The 13562-nt window shown below is 58.7% G+C and carries 14 protein-coding genes; 2 read left to right on the top strand and 12 right to left on the bottom strand.

Going from position 1 to position 13562, the window contains the following annotated elements:
* Positions 1–113: 113 nt before the first annotated feature.
* Positions 114–608 (top strand): GNAT family N-acetyltransferase, encoded by a 495-nt coding sequence (locus SLH49_RS12145; protein ID WP_320269404.1) that lies wholly within the window; start codon positions 114–116, stop codon positions 606–608.
* On the opposite strand, the gene SLH49_RS12140 is transcribed toward SLH49_RS12145, so the two are convergent.
* The 12 genes from SLH49_RS12140 to SLH49_RS12085 form a co-directional block, all read right to left on the bottom strand.
* Positions 605–1381 (bottom strand): enoyl-CoA hydratase-related protein, encoded by a 777-nt coding sequence (locus SLH49_RS12140; RefSeq protein WP_320269403.1) that lies wholly within the window; start codon positions 1379–1381, stop codon positions 605–607. The genes SLH49_RS12145 and SLH49_RS12140 overlap by 4 nt on opposite strands.
* A gap of 62 nt (positions 1382–1443) precedes the next feature.
* Positions 1444–1893: a cytochrome c-type biogenesis protein gene (locus SLH49_RS12135; protein WP_320269402.1), complete on the bottom strand. Its 450-nt coding sequence runs from the start codon at positions 1891–1893 to the stop codon at positions 1444–1446.
* The gene (locus SLH49_RS12130) at positions 1890–3866 is read right to left on the bottom strand and encodes a heme lyase CcmF/NrfE family subunit (RefSeq protein WP_320269401.1); all 1977 of its coding nucleotides are present in this window, start codon (positions 3864–3866) and stop codon (positions 1890–1892) included. Before SLH49_RS12130 ends, SLH49_RS12135 begins: the two co-directional genes overlap by 4 nt.
* 77 nt (positions 3867–3943) lie before the next feature.
* A complete protein-coding gene (locus tag SLH49_RS12125) occupies positions 3944–4339 on the bottom strand; it encodes a hypothetical protein (RefSeq protein WP_320269400.1) in 396 nt (131 codons plus the stop codon).
* Positions 4336–4539, bottom strand: a complete 204-nt coding sequence (locus tag SLH49_RS12120; protein ID WP_320269399.1) for a hemolysin XhlA family protein — start codon at positions 4537–4539, stop codon at positions 4336–4338. Before SLH49_RS12120 ends, SLH49_RS12125 begins: the two co-directional genes overlap by 4 nt.
* Entirely contained in the window at positions 4532–5050 is a 519-nt protein-coding gene (locus SLH49_RS12115; RefSeq protein ID WP_320269398.1) for a holin family protein, read from the bottom strand. The genes SLH49_RS12120 and SLH49_RS12115 overlap by 8 nt, the downstream gene beginning before the upstream one ends.
* Positions 5041–5652 (bottom strand): holin-associated N-acetylmuramidase, encoded by a 612-nt coding sequence (locus tag SLH49_RS12110; RefSeq protein WP_320269397.1) that lies wholly within the window; start codon positions 5650–5652, stop codon positions 5041–5043. Before SLH49_RS12110 ends, SLH49_RS12115 begins: the two co-directional genes overlap by 10 nt.
* A gap of 45 nt (positions 5653–5697) precedes the next feature.
* Positions 5698–6168: a cytochrome c maturation protein CcmE gene (gene ccmE / locus SLH49_RS12105; RefSeq protein WP_320269396.1), complete on the bottom strand. Its 471-nt coding sequence runs from the start codon at positions 6166–6168 to the stop codon at positions 5698–5700.
* Positions 6165–7196 carry an N-acetyl-gamma-glutamyl-phosphate reductase gene (gene argC / locus SLH49_RS12100; protein WP_320269395.1) on the bottom strand — a complete coding sequence of 344 codons (1032 nt, stop codon included), beginning with the start codon at positions 7194–7196 and terminating at the stop codon, positions 6165–6167. The genes ccmE and argC overlap by 4 nt, the downstream gene beginning before the upstream one ends.
* Before the next feature lie 33 nt (positions 7197–7229).
* The gene (gene murI / locus SLH49_RS12095; RefSeq protein WP_320269394.1) at positions 7230–8042 is read right to left on the bottom strand and encodes a glutamate racemase; all 813 of its coding nucleotides are present in this window, start codon (positions 8040–8042) and stop codon (positions 7230–7232) included.
* Complete coding sequence (locus SLH49_RS12090; protein ID WP_320269393.1) at positions 8020–8928, bottom strand: lysophospholipid acyltransferase family protein; 909 nt, start codon at positions 8926–8928, stop codon at positions 8020–8022. Before SLH49_RS12090 ends, murI begins: the two co-directional genes overlap by 23 nt.
* Positions 8929–9000: 72 nt before the next feature.
* On the bottom strand, positions 9001–12417 hold the full coding sequence (locus SLH49_RS12085) for an indolepyruvate ferredoxin oxidoreductase family protein (protein ID WP_320269392.1): 3417 nt from the start codon (positions 12415–12417) through the stop codon (positions 9001–9003).
* A gap of 159 nt (positions 12418–12576) precedes the next feature.
* On the opposite strand from SLH49_RS12085, the gene SLH49_RS12080 reads away from it, so the two are divergent.
* The gene (locus SLH49_RS12080) at positions 12577–13488 is read left to right on the top strand and encodes a LysR family transcriptional regulator (protein WP_320269391.1); all 912 of its coding nucleotides are present in this window, start codon (positions 12577–12579) and stop codon (positions 13486–13488) included.
* The last annotated feature ends 74 nt before the right edge of the window (positions 13489–13562 follow it).

Below are 13562 nucleotides of genomic sequence, written 5' to 3'. Positions count from 1 at the left end.
CCACTATCCTGTGGCCACATTCCTGGAGGCTTGGTGATGCAAAACTCTTTCAAAGGAGTTTTGACAAAAGTCTGTGCCAGACTTTTACCCCGGCCCAGGGCCGCAACATCGAGTTGAGAACCAAGCGCCTCACCTTGCGGGCTGCCCGGCAGACTGACCTGGATGATCTTTATCGTATCTATAGCGACAGGCGCGCGATGCGGTATTGGTCGACGGCCCCGCATGACAGCCCGGCACGCACCCAGGAAAACCTCGAACGGCTAATCAGTTCTGCCGAACAGCAACTGCTTTACCTCGTCATTGAAAAGGATGGCAAGGTCATTGGCACTGCGGGTATGCATCAAGCTTATGAGGTCGGTTTTCTCCTGCACCCCGATTACTGGCGTCAAGGGATTATGACCGAGGCGATGAACGCGATTATCCCTTATCTTTTTGAGGCGACAAACACACCCGCGCTCACAGCTGACGTTGACCCACGCAATGCAGCATCCATCAATCTGTTGATTTCGCTTGGCTTTAGCGAAACACATCGGGCGCAGAACACCTTTTGTATTGAAGGTGTCTGGTCCGACAGCGTTTACTTTGCCCTGCAACGACCGCGCGATTAGCGCCCTTCGTAAACCGCCTTGCGCTTTTCGAGAAAGGCCACGACCCCTTCCTGAAAGTCTCGGGTCTGACCGCAGCGGCCTTGCAGCTTGGCCTCCAGTGCCAATTGCTCATCAAGGCTATTCTCAAACGACCCCCGGATCGCCTTTTTCAGCTGCCGGTAAGCCACGGTCGGCCCTTGCGCCAGTTGCGCCGCCCGGCCTTGGACATGTTCGAGGAACGTCGCCGCAGGCGCGGTTTCATAGATCATGCCCCAGTCCGAAGCCTGTTGCGCGCTGATCTTGTCCGCGAACAAAGCTGCCCCCATCGCCTTGGCCGCCCCCATCTGACGCGGGAGCCAATAGGTCCCGCCAGCATCGGGGATCAGGCCGATGCGTGTAAAGGCCTGCACGAAATACGCATCCTCCGACGCAATCACCACATCCGCCGCCAGGGCCAGATTGGCCCCTGCCCCCGCCGCTGGCCCGTTCACCGCAGAAATCGTCGGCACCCGGCAATCAAAGATCGCCTTCAGCATCGGCACATATTCGTCGCGCAAGGTCCGTTCGAGATCAAGCGCAGCCGCCGAACCGCTATCGCCCAGATCCTGGCCCGAGCAAAAGGATTTTCCAGCCCCCGTCAGGATGATCACACGCGCCTCGGCCTCAGCGGCCTTGACCGCATGGGTGATCTCGGCCCGCATCTGTGTATTCAGTGCGTTCATCACGTCGGGGCGGTTCAACGTGATCACCGCGACATTGTTGCGGATCACGAGGGTCAGGGCCTGATAGTCCATGCGGAAAAGTCCTTATTGATGCATTGGCCGCAGCTTACTGAACGAACCCGTTCAGAAAAGCCCTACACTGCGTCACGCTCCAATATTTTGGCGAGTTCCGCCTTTTCTTCGTCGGACAAAGCGGTTGGCACAGCTTTCTTCCGGCGTATCGCGGTCCAACCGATGCCAAGCGCGATCAGAAACATCACCGGGGCCGCGACCCACAGAATGATGTTGGCCCCGCTCGTATCGGGCCGCAACAGCACGAATTCCCCATAGCGTGCGACGATGAAATCGACCGCCTCCTCATCCGTATCACCAGCCACCAGCCGTTCACGCAGAAGGATGCGCAATTCCCGGGCCAACGTCGCATTCGATTCGTCGATGCTTTCGTTCTGGCAAACCGGGCAGCGCAGGCCTTGCGACAGATCACGCGCGCGCTCTTCCAGCACCGGATCATCGAGAATCTCATCCGGCTGCACCGCCCAAAGCGGGCTGGCGAGCAGCGCAAGGATCAGCACAATCCATCTCATTCCGCAGGCACCGCCTTGGCCTGTGTCTTCTTTGGCGCCGCCGCGCCAATCCGCAGCCGTCTGTCAGACAGCGACAGACACCCGCCCAGGGCCATCAGGATCGCACCACCCCAAATCCAGTTCGCAAAAGGTTTGAGGTAAACGCGCACGGCAAATCCACCCCCTTCCTGCGGATCGCCCAGCGTCACATAAACATCCCGCAGCACACCATTGCTGATCGCGGCCTCGGTCGTAGGCATATTGGCCACCGGATAGAACCGCTTTTCCGGGTTGAGCATCGCGAATGGCTCGTCACGGCGGAACACGGCAATATCAGCCATCGTTGTCAGGTAATTCGGCCCTTGAAATTGACGCACGTCATCCAGTTGGAAGGTAAATTGCCCCACATCCCAGCGGTCACCGATATTGGCGATCCGGATATCCTCACGCTCCCACGCGAGCATCGCGGCGATGCCGAAGATCGTGACACCCATCCCGATATGCGCCGTGGCCTTGCCCCAATCGGCGCGCGGCAGCCGACCAATTCGCCGCAAGCGCGCGGCAAAGCCTTCACGCCCGCTGCGCATCCACAGATCAGCAATCGCACCACCCACAACCCAGACGCCCAAAGCAACGCCAATCGGCCCCAAGGCAGAATTGCCACTTTGTATTGCATAGGCCAGTGCCGCAAGTGCTACGGCCAGCACGAACCACCCGACAAGGTGTTTGGACGCACGGCCCAACGTGCCGCGTTTCCACGCGAGGATCGACCCAAGCGGCAGCACAATCGCCAGCCCCACCATGAACGGCGTAAAGGCCGCATCAAAGAAGGGCGGCCCAACCGACAGGGTCCGATCAAACAAGATCTCTGCCACCAACGGCCAGATCGTCCCGATGAATACGACAAAACAGCTCACAGCCAACAGAATGTTGTTGAGCACCAGCGCACTTTCGCGGCTGATGGTAGAGAACACACCCTGCGCCTCCATCGCGCCTGCGCGGAAGGCAAAGAGCGTCAGCGCCCCGCCTAGGAAAATCGCGAGGATGATCAGGATGAGCATGCCGCGTTCGGGGTCATTGGCGAAGGCATGGACCGAGGTCAGCACGCCAGAGCGGACGATAAACGCCCCCAGCAAGGAAAAACCAAAGGCGAGGATCGCCAGCAGAATGGTCCAGCTTTTCAGCGCCTCGCGCTTTTCCACCACAATGGCCGAATGCAGCAAAGCAGCGGCGATCAGCCACGGCATGAACGACGCGTTCTCAACCGGGTCCCAGAACCAGAAACCGCCCCAACCCAGCTCGTAATACGCCCACCAGGACCCCAGCGCGATGCCCACGGTCAGAAACATCCATGCCGCCAAAGTCCATGGCCGGACCCAGCGGCCCCATGCGGCATCAACACGGCCCTCGATCAGCGCAGCAACGGCGAAAGAGAATGAGACGCTCAACCCCACATAGCCCAGATAAAGGAACGGCGGATGGAACGCCAAGCCGGGATCCTGCAGCAGCGGGTTCAGGTCGCGGCCATTCAAAGGCGGCACTTCCAGCCGCAGAAACGGGTTCGATGTGAAGATCACAAAGGCAAAGAACGCTACCGCGATTGAGGCCTGCACCGCCAAAACCCGCGCCCGCAGCCGCGTCGGCAATCCCCCTCCGAACCACGCTGCCAGCGCACCAAAAAGCGTCAGGATCAGCATCCACAGCAGCATCGAGCCTTCGTGGTTCCCCCAGACCCCGGTGATCTTGTAGATCATCGGCTTGTCCGTGTGGGAATTGAGGTAGACAAGCTGCAGCGAAAAGTCGGAGGTGACAAAGGCCCAGGTCAGCACCGCAAAGGCAAAGCCTGTCAGCAGGAACTGCACCGTCGCCGCGGGCTCGGCCAATGCCATCCATGCCGCATTGCCACGATGTGCGCCGATCATCGGCACGATCATCTGCACAATGGCCACGCCAAAGGCCAGAATCAGCGCGAAATGTCCGTATTCAACCAGCATGCGCCAGACATAGCGCAAAGCAAAACCGGGCAATAGGCTTGCCCAGTCACTTCGGCGCTACATTTTGGCGCGCATTGCTAGTAAAACCGCGTTTCCGTCAGCCACAACCGATGACAGCGGTGATAAACCACTGCAAAAGACCGCCCCGTCAACTGCTCAGGCGTCAGTTGGACCAGCCAGGGGCCAAAGGAAAACGCGCCACCTTCCCGCACCTTCGTCCCTTCTTCAAAGACAAGATCGGCGCGCGCATTGTCCGTCGCATCGCCAAGGAACCACACAAGGTGGTCAAACGAACAATCGCGCAATCTGGCAGAGTGCCCCCAAATGCGAGAGCTGGTCTCACCCACCGCGTCGTGACGTATGATTTCCGCCATTGTCACAACAGGAAACAGATACCCCTCAAAACGGCCACCCACTGCATTCACAAACATCGCGGTGATAAGGGCGAAGGCCCCGATCAGCACCTTCGTCATCGCACGAAACCTCCTTGCACCGCGTAGGTCAGCGCGGCCATCAAGAGGCCCCCGATAATCAACCGCACCAGCCATTTCAGCGTGTCTTCAATCGCGCTCAGCCGGTCCGAGACGTTGTCGCGATGCACCTCGTCCACTGCATCCCGCATCTCCAGTGCCGCGATCCGCTTTTCCATTCTGTCGCACCACAGCTTATCCATTTTCCCGCCTCCAATCGGCCAAGGCCGGGTTAGCTGCGGGCGGCTCTACCGCATCCTCCGCCATTGGCTCCGGTGCCTTAACTTGATCGGCCATCGCCAAGGTCCACGCGACAGAGCGTTGAAAATCCTGCGCTTTTGCCTGATGCCGTGCACCGAAGTAAAAGCTGACAATCGCCCCCATCAACCACCAGAGCGGCTCTGGCACCAGCGCAATCCCCTCCATCCCCGCAACAAAGGTCTCTGGCGCGGTCATCGCTGTGACAAAGAGCCAGATCGTCCCCAGCGCCAGCATCGGGCGCGGCAGGCGGTTGAGCCCGTCGATGAACCGGTCAAAAAGACCCCGGCGCGGATGCACGAACTCCGCCGCAAATTGGGCGAGGCTCTCGCTCCTCGCAGACGCGGCGCGCACCGCACTCTTTTCAGCGTTCTCGCGAAAGACCTCAGCCGTTTCCGTCACGACATTGCGGCCATCACCAAAGAGGAACGCCATCAATCCACTGATCAGGCCCATTTCGCGGTCCTTTCGCGATGCTGGGCCTCGGTCAGGTGATATCGGGGTGCGATGAACTCCTCAGCGCGCTTGATCCACCCGCCCTTGCCGCCATCGCGCCTGCGCGCGTATTTACGGCTGTTCACGCGCCGGTCGGCGAGGTCGTAATAATAGTTCCGCCGCGCGATCCCGTAGGCATCGACAAAGTGCTTAGGCGCCGCCGCCAGCGCTTCTTTCGTCGCGCGAATGGTCTGCGGGCCAATCACACCGTCAACCGTCACGCTGATCCGCATATCGCCCAGAAGACGCTGCAGGATCTTCACTGCATTCGCACCGGCATTGACATACATGTCAAAGACCGTGGCATGCAGCACTTCGGGCAATTGATCGATCCGGGGTTTGCGGAAGTAATGTTCGACAAAGATCGACACAGCATGCGCGCGCGTCAGCATCTTCACATCATCCGTATCGATCCGCCCATCCTGATCCAGATCCAGCCCCAAACGACGCATCGTGTGGATGGTGACCCCGTATTTCGTCGCCCCGCCGGGATCATCGGGGTCGTTTACATAGCCGCCCTCACGGGCGACAATCTCGGTCGCGATTTCGGTAACGCTTTGCATGGGCAGCCCTTTTCTCCGTTTGGAGAGAAAGCTGCGCGCGATTGGTTAATTCGTGACTGTGCCACCGTCCGTTGGTTTGTAGACACCCTGTTCCTTCAGGGCATCGACCACCTCGGCAGGCATGTAAGTCTCATCATGTTTAGCAAGGATTTCAACAGCTTCAAAGCGACCGTTGATGTAGTTGCCTTGGGCCACCATGCCCTGACCTTCCTCAAAAAGGTCAGGCAGGATGCCGGTATAGACTACCGGCACCGAGGCGCCACCATCGGTCACAAGAAAGGTGATCGCCTCTCCCTGTCCCCGGATCAATGACCCCTGTTCGACCAGCCCCCCGATGCGGAAACGCTCTGTCGGCGGTGGCGGAGCCTCCGTCACCTCGCTGGGTGAGCGGAAGAACTGAAAACTGTCATCGGGCAGGAACCACAACAGCACCAGCACCAGCGCCATGCTGATCGAGGCCATCCAGATCACCTGAATACGCCGCCGCTTCTTGAGACTTTTCAGACCGCCGCTCATGGAAACACCGGAGCCAGCATAAGGCCTTCTGTCTCTGGCAGTCCCAGCATCAGGTTGGCGTTCTGCAACGCTTGACCGGATGAGCCTTTGGTCAGGTTGTCCAAAGCCGCAATGACAATCGTCCGTCCCGAAACGCGGTCAGCGACAACCCCGATATGGCAAAAATTACTCGCCCGGATATGTTTGATCGATGGATGCTGTCCCATCGGAAGTACCTCAATAAACGGCTCAGCCGCATAGGCTGCGACCAGTGTCTCATATATGGCCTGCGGATCGCCTTGCACATAGGTGGTCGCCAAAATGCCGCGGTTGGCGGGGATCAGATGCGGCGTGAACTGCACAAGGACCGGCCGCCCGGCAACCAAAGCGAATTCCTGATCGAACTCACCCAGATGCCGGTGGAGGCCGCCAACCGCATAGCCATGCGCCCCTTCTGACAATTCTGCGTGCAACAGGTTCTCCTTCAACGCCCGCCCTGCCCCGGATACTGCCGCTTTCAGATCAATGATGATCTGATCCAGATCAATCACACCCGCCGCAATCAGGGGCCGCAGCGCATACTGCCCCGTCGCTGCGTTGCACCCGGTACCGGCAACCAGCCGGGTATCCTTGATCTGATCGCGATAGAACTCGGTCAGGCCATAAACAGCCGTTTTCTGTAACTCGACTGCAGCATGCGGCTTGCCATACCATTTCTCGTAATCCTCCGGATCACGCAGCCGGAAATCGGCGGACATATCCACAATCCGCACATGATCCGGCAAGCCCGAGATCACCTGTTGCGAGGTCGCATGGGGCAGTCCGCAAAACACGATCTCGACATCGTCAAACGACATCTCCTCAATCGTGGTCAGGCGCGGCAGGTTCAGATGGCGCAGATGCGGAAACACCTCGGCCATGGCCATTCCGGCCTTGGAGTTGCCGGAAAGGCCCACGATCTGCAGGCTCGGATGGGTGGCAATCAACCGGACGAGCTCCGCCCCGGTATAGCCAGAAGCGCCAAGAATGGCGACGTTATGGGTAGTCATATCGATATCCCTTTGGGATGCATTTTTCAGGATTTAAGCGGCTTCAAACGTGATTTGTCGTCGCAAAAACTGCGTCGCACGGGATGAGACGCGTGCCGGGTCGCCCGTGGTCAGGAAAGCACTTTCAGTCCCTGGCCCCCTCATATTGGGATGCCGGTCCAGATAGTCGGCAAGGCTGTCGGCGACCAGATCGGCCTGAGAAAAGACTTTCACATCCGTGCCCAACGCGGCTTGAAATTCCTTATGCATTAGCGGGTAATGGGTGCAGCCCAGCACCGCCGCATCGGGGTCCGGCATCTTACGTTTCAGCGCATCTACATGGGATTTCACCAGTGCCTCGGCCAAGATCATGTCGCCGTCTTCGATGGCGTCCACCACGCCACCACAGGCCTGCGCCTCCACATCCACACCAATCGCCCGGAACGCCAGTTCCCGCTGAAACGCCCGACTCGAAACGGTCGCAGGCGTCGCGAATAAAGCCACATGCTTAACCGCCACTTCACGGGGTGGAGAGTTGTCACCCCATTGCCGCTCTGTCAGCGCCTCGATTAGCGGCACGAACACACCCAGCACCCGTTTGTCGGTCGGCACCCAGCCTTCCTGCATGCGACGTAGCGCAGCGGCTGAGGCCGTGTTGCAGGCCAAAATCACCAGATCACAGCCCGCACTAAACAGCCGCTCACAGGCCTTAGTCGTCAGCTCATAAATGTCATCGGCATCGCGCACGCCATAAGGCGCATGGGCGCTATCGCCGAAATAGACAAGCGGTACGTCGGGCAAGCGCTTTGAGACGGCATCCAGCACCGTCAGCCCCCCCAGCCCGCTATCGAAGATCCCGACGGCCATTGCGCACCTTGTATTTCGCCTCAAATTCATGGCCCAGGGACGTGGGGTCCAACGGGCTTGGGCTCAACTCATACGTGGCTTTGCGCAGGAAATCCATGCACCCTTTCGGGTCTTTTTTGTAGGCGTCCAATTGTTCTGATGGGATCGGTTCACCGACAACAATCCGCACGGGCTTGTTGATCTTCGTTTTGAACTCACGAATGAACATGCCGGTGCGCAGAATGTGGTGGATGTGGCTCGCCAGTTGGAACAGACGGCTGTTGCGCCCTTCAAAGAAGATAGGGACAACCGTGGCATCGGATTTCGCGATCATCTTGGCGGTAAACGTGCGCCAGCTTGGGTCCATCGGCTGCGAAAACGGCTTGGCCGAGGTGGAGACCGTGCCGCCCGGAAAAATCCCGATGGCACCGCCTTCTTTGAGGTAGCGCACGGCCTCGGCCCGCGTCTCAAGGTTCTGACGGGCGGCCTCTTTCGTCTCATCAAACGAAATCGGCAGGATCACCTTCTCCAGGTCAGGGGCACGGCGAAAAATCCGATGCGCAAGGACGCGAAAATCACCGTCCCGTCGCTCTGACAGAATGCGGCCCATCATCAGGCCATCAAGAATACCGTAAGGATGGTTCGAGACAACGATCAGCGGCCCTTCACGCGGAATGCTCTCCAACGTCCCGCTGACAACATCCAGCTTCAGCCCATAACGCTCCACCATGACCTGCCAGAAGTCCTGACCTGCGGCGACCTCCAGATCATACCCCTTGGCCTTGCGGATCAGCCGCAAACGCCCCGTCGCGTTCTCCAGCACACGGATCATCGCGCGGCCGCCACGGCCCTTGGCAGAGGAGGCATATGTGATATCGCGAGCAACTTCGCGGTGCTTTGAGGGCATCAAAATAGGCCTGTTTTACGCATATTGCGCTAAACTATCACGTACGACCAAAAATCACATAACAAAGGCGTGTTACTCTGCCGCCTGTTGCATCGGTGCGGCACGCAGAACCGCAAGCAATTCCTCACGCCTTTTCGCGGCCTTGCGGGCATTCGCGTCCTTGACCGGGCCAAAGCCGCGAATGTCCAAAGGCAGAGCGGCCAAAGCAATGGCCGCATCGCGCGTATCGGGCCGCATGACCTGCAAAACCTCGGCCATATCCTTTTCATATTCGCGGATCAGCGCGCGTTCCATTCGACGCTCCGCCGTGCGGCCAAACGGGTCAAACGGCGTGCCGCGCAGGAACTTCAGCTTCGCGAGCTTCGGGAACATCGCCGCCATCCGCGCCCCATATTCTTTTTTGATCGGACGCCCATCCGCGCCCGTCTTGGTCAGCATCGGCGGGGCGAGGTGATAGGTCAGCTTCAGATCGCCATCAAATTCCGCCTCGGCCTTCGCCTTGGTCTCGGTCAGAAGGCGCGCCACCTCATATTCATCCTTATAAGCCAAGAGCTTGTGATACCCCTTTGCGATAGCCTCTTTCAGCGGCTCGTCCTGCACCTGATCAAGCAGTTTGTGATAGCGCTTGACCAGGCGCTTGCCCTGATATGCCTCCAGATGTTGCGCGCGGAAGGCGATCTGGTCGTTCAAAGTCTTGGGCAATTGCACCACATTCGGCGTCAAAATCCCATTTGCATCTTCGGGATTCAGATAGGCCCAGCGACCATATTCAAACGCCTTGATGTTGCGGTTCACAGCTGCGCCATTCAGCTCAATCGCCCCTAGGATCGCCTCGTAACTCACTGGAATTGCGCCCATTTGCCAGACCGCACCAAAGATCATCATGTTGGAATAGATGCTGTCGCCGAGCAGCGCTTTGGCAAGGTCCGAGGCATCAAACATCGCCAGCCCATCACCCAACCGCGCCTGCAGCGCGATCTGTAGTTCATCCGATGGCAGCTTGAAGCCCGTATCGCGCGTGAAGTCGCCCGTGATAATCTCGTGGCTGTTGACCACGCCACGGGTTGTCCCGGTCTTCATCAAACCAATTGTCTTGGCCCCGGCGCTGACGACCAGATCACCGCCGATCAGCGCGTCGCACTCCCCGGTCGCCACGCGGATGGCGCTGATAACGCCGGGCGTCTCTGCAATCCGGCAATGGATATGGACCGCGCCACCCTTTTGGGCGAGGCCCGCCATCTCCATCATGCCAGCCCCTTTGCCATCGATATGGGCGGCCATGGCAAGCACCGCACCAATCGTCACCACGCCCGTACCACCAACGCCGGTGATCACCACGTTATGCGTGCCGTCGATGGTCGGAAGCTCCGGCTCTGGCATATCGGGCAGGTCGACATCCGCCGTCGCCTCCTTCCGAATTTTCGCGCCTTCAACAGTCACAAATGAGGGGCAGAAGCCCTTCACGCAGGAAAAATCCTTGTTGCAAGAGGATTGATCAATCGCCCGTTTGCGACCCAGTTCGGTCTCAACCGGCACAATCGACACGCAATTCGACTGCACCCCGCAATCGCCGCAGCCTTCACAGACATCCGTATTGATAAACACCCGCTTGTCGGGGTCGGGAAACTGCCCGCGCTTGCGCCGCCGCCGCTTCTCGGCCGCGCAGGTCTGTACATACACAATGGCCGACACACCTTTGTATTTGCAGAATTTCTCCTGCACAGCGGGCATATCGGTACGCTCATGCACATCGAGACCTTTTGGGAACTGGCCCAGGTCAATATCCTCTTTCTCGTCATAAACGAGTGCGATGTTGCGGACGCCCATCGCCTGCAATTCGCGACAAATCTGATCCGCACGCAGATCGCCGTCATTCCCTTGCCCGCCAGTCATCGCGACGGCATCGTTATAGAGGATCTTGTAGGTGATGTTCGTCCCCGCCATCAGCGCAAAGCGGATCGCCTGCACGCCGGAATGGTTATAGGTTCCGTCGCCAAGGTTCTGAAAAACATGATCCCGCGTCGAAAATGGCGCTTCACCGACCCAGTTCGCGCCCTCACCGCCCATCTGCGTGAAGCCAACCGTCTCCCGATCCATCCACTGTACCATGTAATGACAACCGATCCCCGCATAGGCGCGCGATCCTTCGGGTACCTTGGTCGAGGAATTATGCGGGCAGCCCGAACAGAAATATGGCAACCGCGCCGCGATCTCTGGCGCATTGTCGGCGCGGCGCGCCTCAGACAGCTCCGCCAGCCCCGCCTTCACCCCGTCAGAGCCACAGCCCTCCTCAACAAGGATACCACCAATTTTCTCAGCAATCACAATCGGATCCAGCGCAGCCTTCGTCTGAAAAATCTCTTCCCGACGCCCTTCGGAATGCTCATCGCCCTTGTGCCAGCCGTAAACGCGACGCCCGCGACGATCATCAAAGATCGCCTCTTTCACCTGCACCTCGATCAGCTTCCGCTTTTCTTCGACCACCACAATCAGGTCCAGCCCCTCGGCCCATTCGTGAAAACTCGCCATATCGAGCGGCCACACCTGCCCGACCTTGTAGGTGGTGATCCCCAGCCGTTCCGCCTCGGCCTCATCGATATTCAAGAGCGAAAGCGCGTGCTGCAGATCGAGCCAATTCTTGCCTGCAGCGACAAATCCGATCTTCGCGCCGGGCTTGCCCCATTTGCGCTGATCCATCTTGTTGGCGCGCGAAAACGCCTCTGCCGCGAAGCGTTTGTAATCGATCATCCGCGCTTCCTGCAGCTGCGGTGTATCGACCAGCCGGATGTTCAGCCCCCCTTCAGGCAGCTTCATATCTGGCCTCACAAACGACATCCGATGCGGGTCGCCATTGACGACTGAGGTCACCTCAATCGTGTCCTTCATCGTCTTCAGGCCGACCCAGACGCCCGCATAACGCGACAATTCCCAGGCATAGAGCCCATAATCGAGGATTTCCTGTACCCCCGCAGGCGAGACAATCGGCATATAGGCGTCGACCATTGCCCAGTCGGACTGATGCAAAGTCGTCGAGCTTTCGCCCGTATGATCATCTCCCATCGCCATGATCACCCCGCCACGTGGGCTGGTGCCCGCCATATTGGCGTGCCGCATTACATCGCCGGTCCGGTCAACCCCAGGCCCCTTCCCGTACCACAGGCCAAAGACACCATCATGCTTGCCCTCGCCCCGCAGTTCCGCCTGCTGAGAGCCCCAGAGCGCTGTCGCCGCCAAATCCTCGTTCAATCCAGGCTGGAAAAGAACCTGAGCAGGCTCCAGCACATCTTTCGCGCGGCTCATCTGCATATCCACCGCACCGAGGGGCGATCCGCGATACCCAGTGACATAACCTGCGGTATCCAATCCAGCAGCCTCATCGCGGGCGCGCTGCATCAGCATCAGACGGACCAGAGCTTGTGTGCCATTCAATAAAACGGGTGATTTTTCCAGATCGTAGCGGTCGTTCAACGATACGTCTTGATGGCTCATCTCGCACCTCCCCAGGCGTCAAATCACTGGAGAAAACTATAGGTCAAAAAGACTGACCTACAAAGCGGAAATTTGTCGCGCATTGCGTTTGCATGAATTGCACGACTTCGCGTAATGATCTGATAATGTGAGCGATAACAACGTGGATGGCGGGGCAGAATGGACTGGGACAAACTAAGAATATTTCACGCCGTTGCCGATGCCGGATCGCTGACCCATGCAGGCGATACGCTGCATTTGTCGCAGTCCGCCGTGTCCCGGCAGATCCGTGCCCTCGAAGAATCACTCAACACCACCCTCTTTCACCGCCATGCCCGCGGGCTGATCCTGACCGAACAGGGCGAGCTTCTCTTCGACGCCACCAAATCGATGAACAAACGGCTGGAAGCTGCCTCCGCCCGCATTCGCGACAGCGAAGAGGAAGTGTTTGGCGAACTCCGCGTGACCACCACAACTGGCTTCGGCACTCTCTGGCTCGCCCCACGCCTGCCGAAACTCTACGAACAATACCCGGATCTGAAGATCGACCTGATGCTCGAAGAACGCGTGCTTGACCTGCCCATGCGCGAAGCGGACGTGGCCATCCGCATGAAAGAACCATCACAGGCTGACCTAATCCGCAAACGGCTGATGTCGGTGCGCATGCGCCTTTACGCATCACAGGAATATCTGGAGAAGAGCGGCCAGATCACCGATATCGAAGAAATCAGCAATCACCGGCTGATCTGCCAAAGGCTCAACTCGATCCAGGTCGCTGCCGGCGCGACACTGGTACAGCATCTGTTGACCTACGACATCCCGAACCTCTTCACGGTGAACAACTATTTCGGCGTCCTGCAGGGCATCCTGAACAATATCGGTGTCGGGGTCCTGCCCGATTACGTCACCGAGGATTTCCCCGATCTCGTCCGCGTTCTGCCAAATCTCGAAAGCGGCGAAGTGCCCGTCTTCCTCGCCTATCCAGAAGAGCTACGGCAATCGAAGCGGATCAGCGCGTTCCGTGATTTTGTGCAGGATGAGATCTTTGCTCATCGCAAAAAGATGCGCGAGGCGGCGGCCCTCGAAATATAGCCGCCTCCGGACATTACGCCCCAATACACCCATAGGATGAAAGGCGCTCGCGGGCACACCAAAGTGAGCTATGC

Source organism: Cognatiyoonia sp. IB215446, assembly GCF_033963825.1.
Classification (GTDB): Bacteria; Pseudomonadota; Alphaproteobacteria; order Rhodobacterales; family Rhodobacteraceae; genus Yoonia.
This window is presented reverse-complemented; position numbering and strand designations above follow the sequence as displayed.